The organism is Cedecea sp. P7760, from assembly GCF_013386425.1.
GTDB classification, from domain to species: Bacteria; Pseudomonadota; Gammaproteobacteria; order Enterobacterales; family Enterobacteriaceae; genus Cedecea; species Cedecea selenatireducens.
This window is the reverse complement of record NZ_JACARU010000006.1, coordinates 41,626-61,159: the sequence shown is the minus strand read 5'-3', so window position 1 is coordinate 61,159 and position 19,534 is coordinate 41,626. Positions and strand designations below refer to the sequence as shown.

General features: G+C 56.4%; 14 protein-coding genes and 3 tRNA genes. 7 read left to right on the top strand and 10 right to left on the bottom strand.

Annotated elements, in window-relative coordinates; genetic code table 11:
* Positions 1–81 precede the first annotated feature (81 nt).
* Entirely contained in the window at positions 82–852 is a 771-nt protein-coding gene (xni, locus tag HX778_RS01895; RefSeq protein ID WP_176981168.1) for a flap endonuclease Xni, read from the top strand.
* 44 nt (positions 853–896) lie between these two features.
* Here xni and rlmM read toward each other — a convergent pair whose 3' ends face one another.
* The 4 genes from rlmM to HX778_RS01875 form a co-directional block, all read right to left on the bottom strand.
* Positions 897–1,997, bottom strand: coding sequence for a 23S rRNA (cytidine(2498)-2'-O)-methyltransferase RlmM (gene rlmM, locus HX778_RS01890; RefSeq protein ID WP_038479335.1), 1,101 nt, complete (start codon positions 1,995–1,997; stop codon positions 897–899).
* Positions 1,990–2,385: a DUF423 domain-containing protein gene (locus HX778_RS01885; RefSeq protein ID WP_008458426.1), complete on the bottom strand. Its 396-nt coding sequence runs from the start codon at positions 2,383–2,385 to the stop codon at positions 1,990–1,992. The genes rlmM and HX778_RS01885 overlap by 8 nt, the downstream gene beginning before the upstream one ends.
* A 45-nt stretch (positions 2,386–2,430) precedes the next feature.
* Positions 2,431–3,348 carry a glycine cleavage system transcriptional regulator GcvA gene (gcvA, locus tag HX778_RS01880; protein WP_016538028.1) on the bottom strand — a complete coding sequence of 306 codons (918 nt, stop codon included), beginning with the start codon at positions 3,346–3,348 and terminating at the stop codon, positions 2,431–2,433.
* Positions 3,349–3,693: 345 nt separating this feature from the next.
* Positions 3,694–3,921, bottom strand: coding sequence for a YgdI/YgdR family lipoprotein (locus HX778_RS01875; RefSeq protein WP_038479329.1), 228 nt, complete (start codon positions 3,919–3,921; stop codon positions 3,694–3,696).
* A gap of 196 nt (positions 3,922–4,117) precedes the next feature.
* On the opposite strand from HX778_RS01875, the gene csdA reads away from it, so the two are divergent.
* Positions 4,118–5,323, top strand: coding sequence for a cysteine desulfurase CsdA (csdA, locus tag HX778_RS01870; protein ID WP_176981167.1), 1,206 nt, complete (start codon positions 4,118–4,120; stop codon positions 5,321–5,323).
* Positions 5,324–5,755 carry a cysteine desulfurase sulfur acceptor subunit CsdE gene (gene csdE, locus HX778_RS01865; protein WP_176981166.1) on the top strand — a complete coding sequence of 144 codons (432 nt, stop codon included), beginning with the start codon at positions 5,324–5,326 and terminating at the stop codon, positions 5,753–5,755.
* Here csdE and tcdA read toward each other — a convergent pair whose 3' ends face one another.
* On the bottom strand, positions 5,756–6,565 hold the full coding sequence (gene tcdA / locus HX778_RS01860) for a tRNA cyclic N6-threonylcarbamoyladenosine(37) synthase TcdA (RefSeq protein ID WP_176981165.1): 810 nt from the start codon (positions 6,563–6,565) through the stop codon (positions 5,756–5,758).
* A 71-nt stretch (positions 6,566–6,636) separates the two neighbouring features.
* Positions 6,637–7,743, bottom strand: coding sequence for a murein transglycosylase A (gene mltA, locus HX778_RS01855; protein ID WP_038479315.1), 1,107 nt, complete (start codon positions 7,741–7,743; stop codon positions 6,637–6,639).
* Between the two features lie 210 nt (positions 7,744–7,953).
* Between mltA and HX778_RS01850 the strand changes: the two genes are divergently transcribed.
* From HX778_RS01850 to HX778_RS01840, 3 genes are all read left to right on the top strand, one after another.
* Positions 7,954–8,030, top strand: a tRNA-Met gene (locus HX778_RS01850).
* 59 nt (positions 8,031–8,089) lie between these two features.
* Positions 8,090–8,166 (top strand) — tRNA-Met (locus HX778_RS01845).
* 62 nt (positions 8,167–8,228) lie between these two features.
* Positions 8,229–8,305: transfer RNA gene (locus HX778_RS01840), tRNA-Met, on the top strand.
* 85 nt (positions 8,306–8,390) lie between these two features.
* Here the strand turns inward: HX778_RS01840 and amiC are convergent.
* Entirely contained in the window at positions 8,391–9,641 is a 1,251-nt protein-coding gene (gene amiC / locus HX778_RS01835; protein WP_038479312.1) for an N-acetylmuramoyl-L-alanine amidase AmiC, read from the bottom strand.
* A gap of 226 nt (positions 9,642–9,867) precedes the next feature.
* Here amiC and argA point away from each other — a divergent pair, with 226 nt between their 5' ends.
* Positions 9,868–11,199, top strand: a complete 1,332-nt coding sequence (argA, locus tag HX778_RS01830) for an amino-acid N-acetyltransferase (RefSeq protein ID WP_061274842.1) — start codon at positions 9,868–9,870, stop codon at positions 11,197–11,199.
* 36 nt (positions 11,200–11,235) lie between these two features.
* Here argA and recD read toward each other — a convergent pair whose 3' ends face one another.
* From recD to ptrA, 3 genes are read right to left on the bottom strand one after another with little or no spacing between them, the layout of a single operon-like run.
* Complete coding sequence (gene recD, locus HX778_RS01825) at positions 11,236–13,077, bottom strand: exodeoxyribonuclease V subunit alpha (RefSeq protein WP_176981164.1); 1,842 nt, start codon at positions 13,075–13,077, stop codon at positions 11,236–11,238.
* On the bottom strand, positions 13,074–16,619 hold the full coding sequence (gene recB, locus HX778_RS01820; protein WP_176981163.1) for an exodeoxyribonuclease V subunit beta: 3,546 nt from the start codon (positions 16,617–16,619) through the stop codon (positions 13,074–13,076). Before recB ends, recD begins: the two co-directional genes overlap by 4 nt.
* Positions 16,619–19,504: a pitrilysin gene (gene ptrA, locus HX778_RS01815; RefSeq protein ID WP_176981162.1), complete on the bottom strand. Its 2,886-nt coding sequence runs from the start codon at positions 19,502–19,504 to the stop codon at positions 16,619–16,621. The genes recB and ptrA overlap by 1 nt, the downstream gene beginning before the upstream one ends.
* Between the last annotated feature and the right edge of the window lie 30 nt (positions 19,505–19,534).

The following is a 19,534-nucleotide window of genomic DNA, read 5'->3' as shown; positions in this document are numbered from 1 at the left end:
TTCCTGAATTCTGTGATGAGAATAGCTCATCATGGCGGGAAGTGTTAGGGTAAGTCCATCAGAGTGACCGGTAAATTTCTTATGGCTATTCATTTACTTATCGTCGATGCATTGAACCTTATTCGCCGCATACACGCGGTTCAGGGCTCACCTTGTGTCGACACCTGCCTGCACGCCCTGGACCAGCTCATCGGCCACAGCCAGCCGACCCACGCGGTGGCGGTCTTTGATGACGAAGAGCGCCGCGAAGGCTGGCGGCATCAGGTTATGCCCGACTACAAAGCGGGCCGTTCGCCGATGCCTGACGATCTGCATGCCGAAATGCCCGCCCTGCGGGAGGCGTTTACCCGCCGGGGCGTGCAGTGCTGGCATTCAAAAGGTAACGAAGCGGACGACCTTGCGGCCACGCTGGCGGTAAAAGTCGCCTCCGGCGGCCACTGGGCAACGATCGTCTCTACCGATAAAGGCTATTGCCAGCTTCTGGCACCCACCCTGCAAATTAGGGATTACTTCCAAAAGCGCTGGCTGGATGCGCCGTTTATTGCCCAGGAGTACGGCGTGCAGCCGGAACAGCTGGGCGATTTCTGGGGGCTGGCGGGCATTAGCAGCAGTAAAATCCCCGGTGTCGCGGGCATCGGGCCAAAAAGCGCCACGCAGCTAATTAACCAGTTTTCCAATCTGGAAGCACTGTATCAGCGGCTGGATGAGGTTCCGGAAAAATGGCGTAAGAAACTTGAACAGCACAGGGAGAGCGCGTTTATCAGCCGCCAGGTGGCAAGGCTACAGACGGATTTACAGCTCGATGGGAACTTACAGCAGCTCAGGCTGCCTGGGGCATCGCCTTCAGCCTGAAGAAGGGAAAACCCCTCACCGTGAACAGGCGAGGGGTAAAGCCATCAGCGCTCGTCGCGGCGCCCACCCACGGCTGCCCACCAGCGGCGGATGTGAACCGTCACTTCTTCACGGTCGTGGTAAAGCTGGCGCGCTTTGATCTCAGCGTTAATGCCGTTGCTTTCGAGGATTTCCCGGATCTGCGCCAGGTTTTGCGACACCTCTTCGTAGCGCTTTTTCATCGGCAGCTTGAGGTTAAAAATGGTTTCACGGCACCAGCCGTTTACCAGCCATGTCGCCATCAGATGGGCCACTTTCGCCGGTTTTTCTACCATGTCGCACACCATCCACGAGATGTTGGTGCGCGTTGGGCGGTACTTAAAACCGTCTTCACGCAGCCAGGTTACCTGTCCGGTATCCATCAGGCTTTGCGCCATCGGGCCGTTATCGACGGAAGAAACCCACATATTTCGCTTCACCAGCTGATAGGTCCAGCCGCCTGGGCAGGCACCTAAATCAACGGCATACATGCCGTTGGCCAGGCGTTCGTCCCACTCATCGGCAGGAATAAAGACGTGAAACGCCTCTTCCAGCTTCAGCGTGGAACGGCTTGGTGCATCCGCCGGGAACCTGAGGCGCGGGATGCCCATATAGAACGCTGAGTTGTTGGTGGTGTAGGAATAGCCCGTGTAGCAGCAGCCCGGCGCGATAAAGAATACATGCACCACCGGGCGCTTCGGCGTTTCATAGTTGGTCAGCACCCCAGCCTCGCGCAGGCTGGCTCGCAGCGGCACGGTAAACTTGCGGCAGAACTTCATCAGCTCTTTGCTTTCGTTGGTATCGGCCACTTCAACGCGCAGGTCGCCGCCCTTCTCTACCACGCCCTGCAGCATACCAACGACAGGCGTTATGCGGTCTTCCGGCGGCAAATCTTTTAGCAGCTCACCGGCAACAAACATCTGGCGGGCAAAAATCAGGTCGCTGAACGGCAGTTCCCGCGCCAGCTTATCCGCCTCTTCCGGCTGGTAGCATTCAAAGATGACGTACCCGCTCTGCTCTTTAACTCGGGCAAAGCCGTAGACGCCGCGCTGGCCAGCTTTGTCGGTTATCTCTGCCGCACACTCTTTCTCAAATCCCTGTCGGCAGTACAAAATCACTTTATTCATGGCTTACGCCCTTACGTTTCAGGCGCACAGCACCAATTAACATCAATATCCAGCCGGCCAGGAAGCTTACGCCGCCCACCGGTGTTACAAACGCCCACAGCCGCAGGTGCGACAGGGCCAGGCAGTACAAACTGCCGCTAAATAATACGGTGCCTAACGCCATAAAGACGCTGCTCCAGTAGAACCAGATACTGATGCGGCGCTGCATCGCGACCGCAAGGCCAAAGATAGCGAGCGTGTGGAACGCCTGGTACTCAAGGCCGGTCTGGATCCACCCCATCTCCGCAACACCCAGAGATTTGCTTAACACATGCGCCCCAAAAGCGCCCAGGGCAACAAAAACAAAACCGCTGATGGCGGCAAATATCAGCATGAATCGGCTGGTCATGGTGTAACCCTAAAGTAGAGCGTGGCCTGGCCACGCGAAGGTTGCTTATTGTTCGTAGCGAAAACGGAATTTCTCTTGCTCACTGGCCGCCTTTGCCAGGATCCACTGTCGAAACGCCGCTATTTTACCCAGTTCTGCCTGGCTGTCATGACAAACCAGATAAAAGGCGTTTTTACTCACCAGCACATCGTTAAACGGACACACCAGTCGACCGGCCTCGATTTCCGTTTGTGCCATCACGTTATTGGCCAGCGCAATGCCCTGGCCGTGGATAGCGGCCTGCAACACCATTGCGCTGTGGCTGAAGATGGGCCCTTGCTGGACATTAATATGGCTCACGCCAAGCTGGCGGGTATAAGTCTGCCAGTCGCGGCGTGAGGCGTCATGCAATAAAGTATGCTTTGCCAAATCTTCCGGCGTTTTAATCGGTTTATCACCGGTTAGCAGCATAGGTGAGCAAACAGGGAGCAAATATTCAGCATAAAGCTTTTCAACTCTAAGCCCAGGCCAGTTTCCTCGCCCATAGAATATCGCCACGTCAACGTCATCGGACAATTTGTCTTCCTGGCGGTCCACCGCCTGGATGCGCACGTCGATCCCCGGATAAGCTGAGTTAAAGCTTGTTAAGCGAGGAACCAGCCAGTGAATCGCAAAACTTGGCAATAAACTCACCGTCAGCGCGCCTTTTGCACTGCGCGCCTGCAGCTTGCGTGTGGCTTCGGTCAGCTGGGAAAAAATCTCTTTAATATCCTGATAATAGCTCTGACCTTCTTCGGTCAGCAGCAGCGAACGGTTGCGGCGGCGGAACAGCTTCAGGCCAAGAAAATCCTCCAGCGACTTGATCTGGTGGCTTACCGCAGCCTGAGTAACGAAAAGTTCTTCAGCCGCTTTAGTAAAACTCAAGTGACGAGCCGCAGCGTCAAAAACGCGCAGCGCATTCAGAGGGGGTAATCGCTTAGACATGAGGTTATTTGGCTTAAGTGTTAATAACAGTTAACAAACAGATAGCGTTTGTTTACCTATTAGTTTTTTTTATCTGAGCCATTATAAATTGTCCGTTGAGGATGCACCAGCAAATACCTATAGTGGCGGCACTTCCTGAGTCGGAACGAAAAGTTGTCTGGAATGCGTGTTCTGGAGGGCTTTTGGCTTACGGTTGTGATGTTGTGTTGTTGTGTTTGCAATTGGTCTGACATTTCGGACCACGGTAGCTTAGCTACCCCTTTTCACTTCCTGTACATTTACCCTGTCTGTCCATAGTGATTAATGTAGCACCGCCGAATGCGGTGCTTTTTTTTGCCTGCAGTTTTACTTCTTCAGTTCAACCATCTCTTTCACATCCGAGCGGTTAATCTGCTGCATATTGCCGTTAGCATCCTTGTACTTGATCATCCCGGTTTCGTCATCGGTCTTCGGTTTACCTTCGGAGACAATGGCGCGCCCGTCATTGGTATGCATGATGTAGTTCGGGCTGGAACAGGCTGCAAGTGCAAAGGTCATCATACAGGCAGAAACGATAGCGGTTGCTTTGTTCATTATTCTTCTCCTTGTGGATAGAGTTTAATGCTACTTAAATCTCTTCTACTAACATGCTTAAATATTAGTCCAACAATAATTAGCATAACCTGCTTTCCCGATTCTGCCAGGAGAAACAGACGATTCCGAGAAAGACGGAAACCTTGTGCCAACGTCAGTTTTGCGCGACGATCTGTGCATTGAACAGAGGATCACCATGACAGCATTTAACCCCTCCCATTTTCGCGCCCAGTTTCCCGCGCTGGCAGACGCAGGCGTCTATCTCGACAGCGCGGCCACGGCGCTTAAACCCCAGGCAGTGATCGATGCCACCCAGCAGTTTTACAGCCTGAGCGCCGGTAACGTTCACCGCAGCCAGTTTCCCGAAGCGCAGCGTCTGACGGCTCGCTATGAAGCGGCGCGCGACCTTGTGGCCCGTTTGCTCAACGCCGAAAGCGGTAAATCCGTGGTCTGGACTCGCGGCACTACTGAAGCTATTAATCTGGTTGCGCAGTGCTACGCCCGCCCTCGCCTGCAGGCCGGGGATGAAATTATCGTGAGTGAAGCAGAGCATCACGCCAATTTTGTGCCGTGGTTAATGGTGGCCGAACAGACCGGTGCGAAAGTGGTGAAACTGCCGCTGGATAGCCAGGCTTTGCCTGACCTGAGCCTGCTGCCAGCGTTGCTCAACGACCGCACGCGTATTCTGGCGTTGGGACAAATGTCTAACGTGACAGGCGGCTGCCCTGACCTCGAAAAAGCCATCAAGCTGGCACATGAAGCGGGGGCAGTCGTGATGGTCGACGGCGCGCAGGGCATCGTTCACTGCCCGCCGGATGTCCAGGCGCTGGGTATCGACTTTTACGCCTTCTCCGCCCATAAACTGTATGGCCCAACCGGCATTGGGGCGCTCTATGGCAAGGCTGAGCTGCTTGAACAGATGTCGCCGTGGCTCGGCGGCGGCAAAATGATCACCCATGTCTCTTTCGACGGTTTTAAAACTCAGCCGGTGCCTTATCGCTTTGAAGCCGGGACGCCAAACGTCGCGGGCGTCATCGGCCTAAGCGCCGTGTTGGAATGGCTTGAGGCTATCGACCTGCAACAGGCGGAAAGCTGGAGCCGCAGCCTGGCAACGCTCGCCGAGTCCGAACTGGCGAAGCGCCCTGGTTTTCGCAGCTTCCGCTGCCAGGACTCAAGCCTGCTGGCGTTTGATTTTGCGGGCGTGCACCACAGCGATATGGTCACGCTGCTGGCAGAATCTGGCATTGCGCTTCGGGCGGGCCAGCACTGTGCTCAGCCTTTAATGGCGGCGTTAGGCGTCAGCGGCACGCTGCGCGCTTCTTTTGCGCCGTACAACACGCAGCAGGACGTGAACGAGCTGCTCTCAGCGGTCGACCGCGCCCTCGACATTTTGGTGGACTGAATGCTGGCTAACCATCCTTTTGGCACAACCCTTAACGAAGAGACCCTGCGCGCCACGTTTGCAACGCAGCAGCAGTGGGAAGACAAATACCGCCAGCTGATTTTATTGGGAAAAAAACTCCCCGCGCTGCCGGAGACGTTAAAAACCGAGAGCATTGAAATCAGCGGCTGCGAAAACCGCGTCTGGCTGGGCCACGAACGCCTGCCGGACGGCACGCTGCACTTCTATGGCGACAGCGAAGGACGCATCGTTCGCGGATTATTGGCGGTGCTGTTGACCGCAGTAGAAGGGAAAACTGCTCAGCAGTTGTTGGAAAACGATCCGCTCAGCCTGTTTGACGAGCTGGGGCTGCGCCATCAGCTAAGCGCTTCCCGCAGCAGCGGGCTTACGGCGCTAGCTGCGGCCGTTCAAGAGGCCGCGCGCCAGGCGTGATCAGGAGGCGGTTCGCGCCGCCTTCGCCATCATCTTCTTCAGCACATGGGACACCGCCACAAAACCAAAGCTGGCGGTCACCATTGTTGCCGCGCCAAACCCCGAAGCACAGTCCATGCGTTTTGGGCCTTCAGCGGTGCTTTTCATGGCGCAAACTGAACCGTCAGCCTGCGGGTACACCAGCGCTTCGGTGGAAAATACGCAGTCCACGCCCAGCTTCCCTTTGCTGTTTTTCACCACGCCAAAGTCACTTTTCAGGCGCTCACGCAGCTTGGCTGCAAGCGGATCCTGAATGGTTTTCGCCAGATCGCTAACCTGGATCTGCGTCGGATCTATCTGCCCGCCTGCGCCGCCGGTGGTCACCAGCGGGATCTTGTAGCGACGGCAATACGCGATTAACGCCGCTTTTGGGCGAACGCTATCAATCGCGTCAATAACATAGCTAAACCCTTGATTCAGAAGCTCAGCGGCGTTATCGGCGGTAATAAAGTCATCCACCACCGTGACGCGGCACTCCGGGTTAATCTCTTTAATACGCGCCGCCATAACTTCCGTTTTCGCCTGGCCAACGCTGCTCTTTAGCGCGTGGATTTGACGGTTAGTGTTGGTCACGCAAACGTCGTCCATATCGATAAGCGTGATGGCCCCAATGCCGGTACGCGCCAGCGCCTCTGCCGCCCATGAACCCACGCCACCGATGCCAATCACGCAAACGTGAGCCTCAGCAAAAAGCTGTAGCGCCGCCTGGCCATACAGACGAGCGGTGCCGCCAAAGCGTTGCAGCCAGGCATCAGAGAGAACGACAGACATCGGGGAATTCCTCAGAAATAAAAAACGGGCTGATTATACAGCCCGCAGTAAAAGGTGGAAACGTTGCAGCATTAACCGCTAAAAACGTTACCGCTGCTGCCAGCCCCCGGTGCCGGCTTCAGCACCCAGACGCGGCCGTAGTGGTTGTACCAACCCGCGCGATGCCCGGCATCCGGGCCAATGCCCTGATAGATATCGAAATGTTGGCCTTTAATCGCGCCGCCAACGTCCAGCGCTACCATCACGCGCAGCTCGTACTGGCCGGTGAATTTGCCGCTGTTATCCAACAGTGGGACTTCAGTCAGCAGCGTGGTGCCCGCAGGGATAATAGAGCGGTCAGACGCTACGGAGGCGCGGCCAATCAAAGGTACCGCGCTCGCGCCTTTAACCGGCGCATAGCTTGCGGGCTTGAAGAAGACAAAAGAAGGGTTCTGCTCAAGCAGCTCGCGCACTTGTGCTTCGCTGTGGGTTTCCCCCCAATGGCGAATCGCCTGCATAGACATATCTTCTTTCTTCACTTCGCCACGGTCGATAAGCACCTTGCCGATGCTGCGGTAGGCGTGGCCGTTTTTCCCGGCATAGCCGAAGAAGGTCAAAGGCTGGCCGTCGCCAAAATCGATATAGCCGCTGCCCTGCACGTCCATAATGAAGTTATCCATCAGGGAGTTGCTGTAGGCGAGGATGTAGCTGTCGCTCAGCGCGCCGCTGTAAATTTCCGCGCGAGAAGGCAGGCGGCCACGTTTGGGCGGCATGCGGTAAATCGGGTACTGGAATTCGCCCTGGCGGGTATGGCGAGCCTGGATAACCGGCGTGTAGTAACCGGTAAACTGGACGTTGCCATAGTTGTCAGCCCCTTCCATCTGCCAGGCATCAAGGCCAAACTGCTTTAGCTGACGAGTATCGCCGCCCGCGCGCAGCCATTGCTGCACCGCGTTATAGATATCGCTGCCATTATTATAGAGGCGCGGAGAAGCGGAACGAATCTGATTAACCTGCTCAGCGTAGTCGCCGCCATTTATCGGCGCACCAACCGCATCAGGCTGATTCACCAGTGAGAAAGGCTGGGAGAATTTCCCGTCTTTATATTGTTGACCGCGATCGGTCGGTTTTGATGAACAGGCGGCCAGCATGGTTAACATGGCTCCCGCTGCTATATATTTAATCCAACGTCCTTTCATTACTCTCTAGCCCTGCTGGTTGCCTCTGTATGCCTCGCCGAAGATAGCAAACGCGTCGCGAGAATTAAACGAGTTGAACGGCCTGGGCAGCAAAAACGTCTGTTTAGGGCCATTGTGCGGGTAAATTCAACAACCAATGGGAAATTCAGGCATTTCTGCCAAAAAAGGGTTGCAACAAAAAGCGAGCAGAGTATAGTGCGCATCCACGGACGCGGGGTGGAGCAGCCTGGTAGCTCGTCGGGCTCATAACCCGAAGGTCGTCGGTTCAAATCCGGCCCCCGCAACCAACTAAAAAGTCGCTGATTAAACGGCGCAATGATGAATAATCATTAAGAAGTATGACGGACGCGGGGTGGAGCAGCCTGGTAGCTCGTCGGGCTCATAACCCGAAGGTCGTCGGTTCAAATCCGGCCCCCGCAACCAATTAAAAGTCGCTGGTTTAACAGCGCAGTGATGAAAAATCATTAAAAAAGTAGTATGACGGACGCGGGGTGGAGCAGCCTGGTAGCTCGTCGGGCTCATAACCCGAAGGTCGTCGGTTCAAATCCGGCCCCCGCAACCAACATTGAGAACACCCTTACGGGTGTTTTTTTGTTTCTGCCGTTGATAAAAAATAAGGCAGGTTTTCCCCGCCCTTATCAGATATTTTAGCCTCGTCTTGCCAGCCGTGAGCTGTCCGAGAAGTAGGCCTTAATCCCCGCAAGGATCGACTCCGCTACCTCCTGCTGGAACTTCGCCGTGCGCAGCTTACGCTCCTCCTCCGGGTTACTGAGGAAGGCGGTTTCCACCAGAATGGACGGGATATCCGGCGCTTTAAGCACCGCGAACCCGGCCTGATCGACGCTGTTTTTATGCAGTTTGTTCACCCGCCCCAGCCGGTTAAGCACCTCTTTGCCAAACTTCAGGCTGTCGTTGATGGTCAGCGACTGCACCATGTCGAACATCGTGTGGTCCAGATAGCGATCCCCGCTCTTGCCCACGCCGCCAATTAAGTCCGCGGCGTTCTGCGTTTGTGCCAGATATTTCGCCGCCGTACTCGTGGCTCCTTTCGTGGATAACGCAAAGACCGACGAGCCGCGAGCTGCCGCGGTGGTGAACGCATCCGCATGAATAGAAACAAACAGGTCGGCACGCTGCTTTTGCGCCTTGGCAACGCGCACTTTCAGCGGGATAAACACGTCTTCGTTACGCGTCATGTAGGCCTTCATATTGCCCTCTTTATCGAGCAACGCCTTCAGCCTGCGCGCAATGCTGAGCACAATATCTTTTTCGCGGGTCTTATTCGGGCCAATGGCTCCCGGATCCTCGCCGCCATGGCCGGGGTCAAGCATGATGACAATCGGGCGATCTCTACCGGCCTTGCCCGGCTGCGGCCCTTTCTCCGCCGGCATTTTCTTATCCAGCTGGCCGTTGTTGTAATCTTCCAGTAACGCCAACAGCGGATCTTGTTCGCTATTCATATTGGCGGGATAAAGATCCATCACCAGGCGCTCTTTAAATTCGGCGACCGGTGCCAGCCCGAACAAATGCGGCGTTACGTTTTGTTTCAATTCAAAAACCATGCGTACGGTCTTTGGATCGAACTGGCCCACGCGAGCGGACTTAATAAACGGATCGTCGACGCGAACCTGGCTGCCGATACCTTTTAAAACTGAATTTAAATGCGCCCCTTCGATATCCACCACCACCCGCTCCGGGTTACTGAGGGCGAACTGGCGATATTTCAGCTGATGGTTCGACTCCAGCGTCACGCGGGTATAAGACGAGGCCGGCCAGACGCGCACGGCAATCACCTGGCTTGAGGCAGCAAAACCGACCTTGCTGACGCTCAACAGCCACATTGCTCCTGCACCCTGAAGTAAACGGCGGCGACTCATTAACGAACTGGAATCTGGCATGGCTCCCCTGAGAGGTTGTCACTAAATATGATGAAATTTTTTTTGAGCCAAAAACTTTAGCGAAACACGCGGTTACTGTCATCTATAAAAGGGTAAACGTTCGGAAAAGGTCATAAAAAGCCGGGAGCAGGGAATTTTATCCTGGATGAAAATTGGCGCTTGCACCTGGCGCCATAAAAGAATAAAAATACACAAATTACGAATAAAAATGCAATGAGGGTGTGCCGTGGTAAAGGAACGTAGAACCGAACTGGTCCAGGGATTTCGCCATTCTGTTCCCTATATTAATGCCCACCGGGGAAAAACGTTTGTCATCATGCTCGGCGGCGAAGCCATTGAACATGAAAACTTTTCCAGCATCGTCAACGACATCGGCCTGCTTCACAGCCTGGGCATTCGCCTGGTGGTGGTGTACGGAGCACGCCCGCAGATTGATGAAAACCTGGCTGAGCACCATCACGAACCGGTTTACCATAAACACACTCGCGTCACCGACGCTAAAACCCTCGAACTGGTTAAGCAGGCTGCCGGGTTGCTGCAGCTCGACATCACCGCACGGCTTTCTATGAGCCTCGGTAATACGCCGCTGCAAGGTGCCCACATCAACGTGGTTAGCGGGAACTTCATCATTGCGCAGCCTTTGGGCGTGGATGATGGCGTGGACTACTGCCACAGCGGGCGCGTACGCCGTATTGATGAAGAGGCCATCCACCGTCAGTTAGACAGCGGCGCTATCGTGCTGATGGGGCCGGTGGCGGTTTCCGTGACGGGGGAAAGCTTTAACCTCACCTCTGAAGAAGTGGCCACCCAGCTTGCGGTTAAGTTGAAGGCAGAGAAGATGATAGGGTTCTGCTCCGCTCAGGGCGTGACCGACGATCTGGGTAACGTGATTTCCGAGCTGTTCCCGAACGAGGCCCAGCAGCGTATTGAAGCGCTGGAAAGCGCCGGCGACTACCACTCAGGGACCGTGCGGTTCCTGCGTGGCGCGGTGAAAGCCTGCCGCAGCGGCGTACGCCGCAGCCACCTGCTCAGCTATCAGGAAGACGGGGCGCTGCTACAGGAGTTGTTCTCACGCGACGGGATCGGCACGCAGATTGTGATGGAAAGCGCCGAGCAAATCCGCCGCGCCACCATCAACGACATCGGCGGTATTCTTGAGCTGATTCGCCCGCTGGAGCAGCAAGGCATTTTGGTTCGCCGCTCCCGCGAGCAGCTGGAAATGGAGATCGACAAATTCACCATTATTCAGCGCGATAACCTGACGATCGCCTGTGCCGCGCTCTATCCGTTCCCGGAAGAAAGCATCGGTGAAATGGCCTGCGTGGCCGTTCATCCTGACTATCGTAGTTCGTCTCGAGGTGAAGAGTTACTTAACCGCGTCGCTAACCAGGCGCGGCAAATGGGGCTAAGCAAGCTGTTCGTGCTGACCACCCGCAGCATCCACTGGTTCCAGGAGCGTGGTTTCCTGCCGGTGGACGTTGAGCTGCTGCCTGCGAGCAAAAAAGAGATGTACAACTATCAGCGCAAATCTAAAGTGCTGATGGCCGACCTGACTTAAAAAAGGGAAGGCCTTGATTGTGCCTTCCCTTTACTCTTATTCCCCGGAGAAAATCGCCATTAGCCCGCTGCGGCGCTCCGTACGCGTGGCTATAGCTTTATTCAAAACGCGTTCGTCGGCATACAGCGATAGCTGCTTACGGGCGCGTGTAATTGCCGTGTAAACCAGCTCGCGCGTCACCACCGGCACAAACTGGTTTGGCAGCACTAATGCGGCATGGTCAAACTCAGAGCCCTGAGACTTATGCACCGTCATGGCGAAAGCCGTGTCGTGTGCTGGCAGGCGGCTTGGCTGAACTGACTTCACCTTGCCGTCGGGCATCGGGAACCAGACCCGAAGCCCCTCTTCACGCAGCAAAGCAATCCCGATATCACCGTTAAACAGCCCAAGCGAGCTGTCATTACGGGCAATCATCACCGGACGCCCGTCGTACCAGCGCGAAAGCGCCTGAGAGGGCCGCTGAATCAGACGCGCCTGTACAAACGCCTGTTCAATGCGCTCATTCAGGCCGCTAACGCCAAAGGGACCTTCACGCAATGCACACAGCAGCTGATAACGACCGAAAGCGCTAAGAATTTCGGCTGGCTCGGCTTTCTGCCGCACCTGCTTTAAATACTCTCCGTAGCCGCTCACCACGTCGGCAATCATCGCCGTGTAATCTTCAGGTTCAAGCAGCGGCTGCAGCGAAATGTCGGTGAATCCCTGTCCAAACGCGGCCTTAACCTGCCTGCTGTCGCTCGCATTGACTGCAAATGCCAGCTGACCGATGCCGGACTGGCTGTCGAATCGGTAGCTTTTACGCAGCAGGCAAAGCCCGTCACGCAGCGAGCTTGCCCGGTCGCTATCGCCGACGGGCACCTCACAGCCCGTGAGCCGCTGTAATTGCTCCGCACGCTGCGCCGAATAACCGTCATTCACGTAATGGCAGATATCGCCCAGAACCGCGCCCGCCTCCACGGACGCCAGCTGATCTCTGTCTCCGAGGAAGATGACCCTTGCTCGCTCAGGCAGAGCATCGATAAGCCTGGACATCATCGGCAAGTCCACCATCGACGCCTCATCCACCACCAGCACATCAAGGTGCAGTGGGTTACCGGCGTGGTGCCGCAGACGCTGGCTGTTTGGCTGCGCCCCTAACAGGCGATGCAACGTTGAGGCCTCATCCGGCAGGCGCTTTTTCTGCTCGTCGCTCAGCGGCAGCTGGCGCAGCGCGCTGCCTAATGACTCCGTTAAGCGTGCGGCAGCCTTGCCCGTTGGGGCCGCAAGCTGAATGCGAAGTGGCTGACCATCGGTAAGCTGCACCAAAGCGGCCAGCAGTTTTGCTACCGTCGTGGTTTTGCCGGTGCCCGGCCCGCCGGAGATAACCGAGATACGCCGGGTCAGCGCGACCGCCGCGGCCACCTTTTGCCAGTCCGTCTGCTGGCTGCTGCCAAACAGCGCGTCGAGGCTATCCCGAAGTCGAGCTTCATCTACCGCGACCGGCTGATTATGCTCGCCAAAAAAGGCGGCTACCCGCTGCTCGTTACTCCACATGCGGTTGAGGTACAGACGATTGCCGATCAGTTTTAACGGCGTGGCTTCATCGTTCGAACTCACCGAATGAGAAGCCAGTAATGCGCTTTCCCAGCCCATGGCCGGCTCTGCCTCAGCGAAGAGTTGAGCCACCAGCTCAGGATGTTTGCCGGCGAAGACAAAGGCAGGCGTTATCCGCTCAAGCGGCAGGCACACGTGCCCTTCCCCTGACTCGTGGCTAAGCAGCGCGGCGGCCAGCATCACGGCGGGCTGCGCATCGTTAGCCACCATCATGGCAAACTGCGAGTCCAGCGGCCTGAGGGCTTTCAGCGTCACCGCCTGGTTGAGTAACTGTGACATGCTCACTGGCCCATCTCCTCTGCTGTCCCGGCAAAGAGCGCGTCCATCGCATCAATCAGCTTGATGTCCGGGCGCGTAGAAAAAATACCCTGTTCAGGTTTGCCCTGCTCCACGCCGCGCAGGAACAGATAAATTACCCCACCGAAGTGCTGCTGGTAGTCATAACCTGCCATGCGATGGCGCAGGTATCGGTGCAGCGCCAGCGTATAAAGCTGGTACTGCAGGTCATAGCGGTGGGACTGCATCGCCTGAGCCATGGCTTGCCGGGTGTAGGCGCTGCTGTCTTCGCCCAGCCAGTTAGATTTGTAGTCCAGCAGGTAATAACGCCCTTCCCAGCGGAATACCAGGTCGATAAATCCCTTCAGCATCCCCTTCACCTGGCGGAAGTCCAAAGGCGGACAACCGGCGGAAAGCGAATCGTAACGGCGAATCAACGCGTCCAGCGCAGGAGCCTGCAGCTCATGGTCGATCGGTAAATAAAACTCCAGCTCAACCTGTTTTTCCTTCGGCGGAAGCAGATTCAGCGCAACCCCGGTGTCATTGAGCGGCGCGGCGAGCACCTCTTCCAGCCAGCGGCTAACCACCGGGCACCATTCGCTGCCAAATCCGTTGGCAAGCAGCTGCTGTGCCGTTTTCTCGCTATCTACCGGCTGGGTAAAATCAACCTCTTCAAACAGGCTGTGCAGGAAAGTGCCTGGTGAAGCCCCGCGCGGGAATGTATGCGGCGTAAGTGACGGCTCACTTTGCTCCGGCGCTTCCCCCACGGCATCCACGTCAAGACGTGGCACCAAATCCAGCACCCGGCTGCTGCCGTGCTGCTGCAGCCCGGAGTAGCTGGTCACGCGCCAGTTATCGGCAATTCGCCGTTTAAGCTGGCGAGCGGCAAGCTCAGGCAACGCGCTGGAGACCGGCTGCCACGGAGAATCCTCACCCGGAGGCAGCGTTTCAACGTCAATGGCTTCGCTCTTGAGGACGTCCAGCGCCTGACGCAGCCCTTCGGCATCAAGCGCTTCGCCTTTTTGCAGCAAATAGCCCAGCGCGCTGAGGTGCAAGTCGCTGTTGCCTTTTTTTGCCCGGGAACCACGGAACAGCGGCGCCACGCCCAGGCTGCAGTGCCAGACGGAGCGGGTCAGCGCCACATACAGCAACCGGAGATCCTCGGCAAGGCGCTCTTCTTCGGCAAGCCCAAGGCTTTCCGCATCATTGCTTAAATCCAGCAGCGAGGTAAAAGTGGTTCGATCGTGATACAGGCCGCTGCTCTGCGGGCGATAGTTGGCCACGAACGGCAGCCAGACCAGCGGGTACTCCAGCCCTTTGGATTTGTGGATGGTCACCACCTGCACCAGATGTTTATCGCTTTCCAGACGCAGCTGCTGGCTGGAGGCATTGCTGTCCGGCTCGGCAATACGTTGCGCCAGCCAGCGCACCAGCGCGTGCTCGCTTTCCATTTCTGCCGAGGCTTCCTGCAGAAGCTCGCTGATGTGCAGGATATCCGTCAGCCGGCGCTCTCCGCCCGGCGTGGCCAGCAGGTTTTCAGCAATATTTCTCGCGCCGATCAGTGCTCTTAGCATCGGCATCACGCCGCGCTTCAGCCACTGTTCGCGGTAGCCGAAAAACTCTTCAACCAGGTTGTCCCAGGCTAGCTCGTCTTTGTTCAGCGCCTCAATAGTCAGCGCATCCAGCCCCAACATGCCCGTCGCAATGGCGCTGCGCATGGCGGTTTCAATTTCAGGCGTTAATACCGCCTGCAGCAGCCACAGCAGCTCGCGTGCCTCTACGGTTGCAAACACCGAATCACGGTTTGAGAGGTACACCGAAGGAATATTGAGCGCGCCAAGAGCATCGCGCACGATGGCCGCCTCGCCACGGCTGCGCACCAGAATCGTCATATCCGATGCCCTGAGCGGGCGGGAGTCATCCCCTCGCCAAAGCAGCGCGTCGCCCCGCTGCCCGGCGGTTAGCCAGTCGCGAATTTGCCGGGCGCACTGCGTGGCCATCGCTTGTTGGTAATCACTTACACCGACACCTTCGCCCGGCTGGAGCCACATTTTTACCGCAGCCTGGCTTTCACCATGGACGGTAAACCGCAGGCCGCCGTTGCGCGGCGCTGACTTGACTGGCAGGAACGGGATCTGACGGAATAAGAACGGATTCTCGACCTGCTGGAACAGCGTGTTCACGCCGTGGATCATCGCCGGAGCCGAGCGCCAGTTGGTGTCCAACGAGTAGTGGGCGCTCACCTCATGGCGTGCTTTCATGTAGGTAAAAATATCAGCGCCGCGGAAAGCATAAATCGCCTGCTTCGGGTCGCCAATCAGCAACAGTGCGGTGTCCTGCTGCCTGATATACAGCCGGCGGAAGATGCGGTACTGCTGCGGGTCGGTATCCTGGAATTCATCGATCATCGCCACCGGAAAACGCCCACGGATAGCCGCAGCTAAAGCATCGCCACCGGGCTGATGCAAAGACTCATCGAGCCGGCTCAGCATATCGTCAAAGCCCAGCTCACCGCGGCGGCGTTTTTCCTGCTGCACGATGTAGCGAATTTCGGCCATCGCCCTGGCTATCACCAGGTCGCGCAGGGTCAGCGGCTCGGCCAGCAGGGCGTCTATTGCATTGAACAGGCTGTGCCGGGGCACTTCACCTTTCCTGGTTTTTTCTTCCAGCGTGCTTTGTGCAAACTTAGCCAGCGCGTCAGGGAGCTGATAGCTGGTCGTTTCCAGCTGTGCCCACTGGCCCACAATCTCCAGCCAGTTCGGTAAATGTTTGCTACTGTAGCTGCGCTTATCCACGCCAGAATCGCCAATCAGGCTCGCCAGCTCACCTGCGGCAGCTCGCCACTGGGCTTTTACCCCGTCGATAGCGGCGATTATCTTTTCATGGCGGGCCAGCAGCGTTTCGTCATCGGCCGGCGGCTGTTTGAGCTGCGGCTGCTCGCCCTGGAGCCAGCTGTTGATGTCCCGCAGGAGCGCTTCCGGCCCCGACCACGCTTCACTCATTGCCTGAGCCACCGGTTTTGGCAGCGGATAGCAGTGACGGCGCCAGAAGTCTGCGCAGGCGTGGCGGCGCAGCACGGACTCATCTTCGAGAAGCTGCTGTTCAAACAGCATGCCGGACTCAAAAGCATTCAGGCTGAGCATCCGCTGGCAAAAGCCGTGGATGGTGAAAATAGCGGCCTCATCCATTTGCTGCTCGGCTAACAGCAGGGTACGGGCAGCAAGCTGCTTGTCCGCAATCTGGGCAAGCAGGCTCTGAATTAGTGGGTTTTTGCTTCGATTACGTATGCAGGCGATACGCAATTCGTGGATATTGGCCCGAATACGGCCACGCAGTTCTTCCGTGGCCGCTTCGGTAAAGGTCACCACCAGCAGTTCTTCTACGCCGAGCGGGCGAGGGAAAGCATTTTCTTCCCCCAACCCCAGCAGCAGCCGCAGGTAAAGCGCGGCGATGGTAAAGGTTTTACCGGTACCCGCGGAGGCTTCTATCAACCGTTCACCAAACAGCGGCAAACTTAAAGGATCAAGGGGCTGCGCGGTTACATCGGTCATTATTTCTCGCTTACTAGTGGTAACGTCTGCTGCAGACTGCGTGCCCCCTCCCAGGTTTTCCACCCTTTTGGTGCCGCATAGTCTGCTTTGCCGTTATGGCTGCCGGAAATTTGTGACAGCACCGCCATCCCCTGGGGAGCTATCACCGCCTGGTGGAAGAAATCAGCCAGCTTCTGCGGCGTTAATTTCTTAATTTCGGCGATCACTTTATCACGGGAATCAAACGCCATGTTTCGGCGATCGAAATCTTTGCTCAGCTGCGATGCCTCTTCCGCGAGGGTTTGCGGTGCCTGCTGCATCTGGGCAATCATCCCCTGCTGGATTTGGGCAAACTCGGCGTCGCTCATGCCGCGCAGCTTTTTCTCGATAACCGGATAAAACGCCTTAAATCGCTGATACAGATAGGCTGGCTGCTTGTCGCTGCTTTGCAGCAGGAAACCCACCCCCCACTGGCGGCCAATGGACATCGGGAAAGCAAATACCGCGTAGCCTAGCTGTTCCTGCGTTCTCAGCTGATTATAGAACCATGGCTGAATAATTTGCCCCAGCATTGAGCCATAGGCCGTGCTGGTCGCTTCGTTATAGCCTTTTGGTACATAAACCGCCGCCAGCGCTGAGTCCGTGCTGCTTCCGGCCTTTTCAAACATCGCCAGATGCTGCTTATCGATCAGCACATCATCATTGCGGCACCATTCGCCGCCCTTCGGTGCCAGCTGCGCTTTGACGTTTTCCGCCAGCCGTTTGGTCTGCTCTGGAGACATGTTGCCGATAACCATAAATTCAGGCCGGGAGTTGGTTTTCAGCCGCGCACGGTAATCAAGCACGTCTTTCAGCGTCAATTCAGGCAGCAGTGCGCGGCGGGTACTACGCTCAAAATAAGGCACCTGCGAAACCATCTGCACCGGCGAAATAGCCTGCTCAAAAGCTTTGCCTTTTTCCGCCGAGTCCATCATCTGCGCATACCAGGACTTCGCCTGATCCAGCTGTTCCTGCGTTGGCGTATAGCTAAAGTAGCCCTTCAGCAACGCCTCAAACAGCTGCGGCAAGCGTTGGGTATAGCCGTTGGCGTTGATCATCAATCCGCTATTGGCGTTTGAAGAGAAACTGATGCCACCGACCGATGCCTGATTGCTCAGCTCATCAAGCGCGATGCCCGCCAGATAATCGTTGATGGCAAACAGCACCTGATTCTTCGCGCTGTCCATCACCTGCGGATTACGCAGCACAAGGGTTACGTCCGCTTTTGGCTCGTTGCCAAAATAGCGGCTGGGCATATACACCACGCGCAGATCCGGCTCGTGTATCAGCAGCTCAGGATGCTCGTACTGCTTCTCCGGCTTATAAAGCGTGAAGTCGTCGGGAATGTAGGGGTTCAGCTGAGGCAGCTCAAGCTTGATGGCATCTGCCTTCTGCTGCCAGTCGGCAAAGGTCTGCGCAGGAATTTTGTCCACTTCATAAGGCGCATCGACGAAATAGGCCGTTTTATTGTGCGGCTCCTGCGGGCTGATAAACCACACGCGGGCATTTTGCGGCGTCATCATGTCCAGACGCGCTTTAATCGCATCAGGATCGTACTGGTCGGCAAGGTTAGCCGCATCAAGAGTATGGGCAACCGGGACGCGCAGCATGGTGTCCGCCAGCCATTCGATATAGTCCATATCACGGGTGATGGACGGGTAGCGGAAATCGAGATCCAGCACGTGGGCCAGCTCATCAAAATAACGCTTGTCGATCCCCTTAGCACGCAGCTGATTGAGATAGCTGAATACCGCCGCAACCACCTGATCACGGTTGGCCAGACCTTTGTCCGTCAGCGACACGGAAATAGCAAAGACGCCGCTATTGCCGGTAACCATCGGGTCAGAATCAGCCCGCACGCTCTCGGCAAGCCCCTGCTTTTGCAGCCAGTCTGACAGCGTATCGTGGCTGCGGTTGCCAATCAGGTAGCCGATAAGTTCATCGGTTTTACTGCGGAATTTATCGCTATCGTTATCAATGCGAAATTCAACCCGAACCACCTTACGCGGCATCACCGGCACATAGTGGATAAAAATCCCTTTTTGCGCGTCGGTCACCACCGGCACGTCGATAACCGGTTTTTCGATGTTTTTATTGGGTACGCGACCATAGGTTTCAGCGGCAATCTTCGCCAGCTCAGGCAAGGGCTTGTTGCTGTAGATAACGGCCTTCATCAGGTTTGCGGAATAGTATTTATTCCTGAACGTCACCAGCGCATCAAGCAACTTACTGCCGGGTTTATCACGCAGGGTTTCAAGATTACCGCCGGAGAAACGCGAACCAGGGTGAGCGGGGTTGATCGTTTCGGCGCTGACCTGCGCCATACGCATCCCGTCGCGCGCGCGGGCCATCGTCAGCTCGGCATTGACCGCATTACGCTCACGTTCGGCATACTGTGCCGCAAGGTTAGGCTCCGCAATCGCGTCAGCCAGGCGGTCCACGGCCCCGTCGAGCGCATCGTTTTCCACTTCCAGATAAAACGCGGTGCGGTAGGTCGCGGTGCTGGCGTTGTGGCTGCCGCCGTGTTTTTTGAGGTACTCAGACAGGCTATCCGGGTCCGGGTATTTTTTGGAGCCCATTAGCGTCATGTGTTCGAGGAAGTGAGCAAGCCCGAGATGGGTATCAGGATCTTCCAGCGAGCCGACGGGCACCACCAGCGCAGAGAGCGATTTCACCGCCTGCGGATCGGAAACCAACAGCACGGTCATACCGTTATCTAAACGAATAGCCTGATACTGACGAGGATCTTTTTCACTTTTACGGATGGTGTCCTGAATCGGTTGCCATCCGTTATCTGCCTGACTGAAAGGTGCCCAAAGAGCAACGAACAAGAAAAGCGCGGTAAACCAGGTGCTGCATTTAGGCATTCACAAACCTCGTCTTCACTAACTTACTCA

What these genes read in the sequence shown, in the direction of transcription:
- xni (WP_176981168.1), top strand. Translation starts at nt 82, where the DNA reads ATGGCTATTCATTTACTTATCGTCGATGCATTGAACCTTATTCGCCGC.
- rlmM (WP_038479335.1), bottom strand. Translation starts at nt 1,997, where the DNA reads ATGAATAAAGTGATTTTGTACTGCCGACAGGGATTTGAGAAAGAGTGT.
- HX778_RS01885 (WP_008458426.1), bottom strand. Translation starts at nt 2,385, where the DNA reads ATGACCAGCCGATTCATGCTGATATTTGCCGCCATCAGCGGTTTTGTT.
- gcvA (WP_016538028.1), bottom strand. Translation starts at nt 3,348, where the DNA reads ATGTCTAAGCGATTACCCCCTCTGAATGCGCTGCGCGTTTTTGACGCT.
- HX778_RS01875 (WP_038479329.1), bottom strand. Translation starts at nt 3,921, where the DNA reads ATGAACAAAGCAACCGCTATCGTTTCTGCCTGTATGATGACCTTTGCA.
- csdA (WP_176981167.1), top strand. Translation starts at nt 4,118, where the DNA reads ATGACAGCATTTAACCCCTCCCATTTTCGCGCCCAGTTTCCCGCGCTG.
- csdE (WP_176981166.1), top strand. Translation starts at nt 5,324, where the DNA reads ATGCTGGCTAACCATCCTTTTGGCACAACCCTTAACGAAGAGACCCTG.
- tcdA (WP_176981165.1), bottom strand. Translation starts at nt 6,565, where the DNA reads ATGTCTGTCGTTCTCTCTGATGCCTGGCTGCAACGCTTTGGCGGCACC.
- mltA (WP_038479315.1), bottom strand. Translation starts at nt 7,743, where the DNA reads ATGAAAGGACGTTGGATTAAATATATAGCAGCGGGAGCCATGTTAACC.
- amiC (WP_038479312.1), bottom strand. Translation starts at nt 9,641, where the DNA reads ATGCCAGATTCCAGTTCGTTAATGAGTCGCCGCCGTTTACTTCAGGGT.
- recB (WP_176981163.1), bottom strand. Translation starts at nt 16,619, where the DNA reads ATGACCGATGTAACCGCGCAGCCCCTTGATCCTTTAAGTTTGCCGCTG.
- ptrA (WP_176981162.1), bottom strand. Translation starts at nt 19,504, where the DNA reads ATGCCTAAATGCAGCACCTGGTTTACCGCGCTTTTCTTGTTCGTTGCT.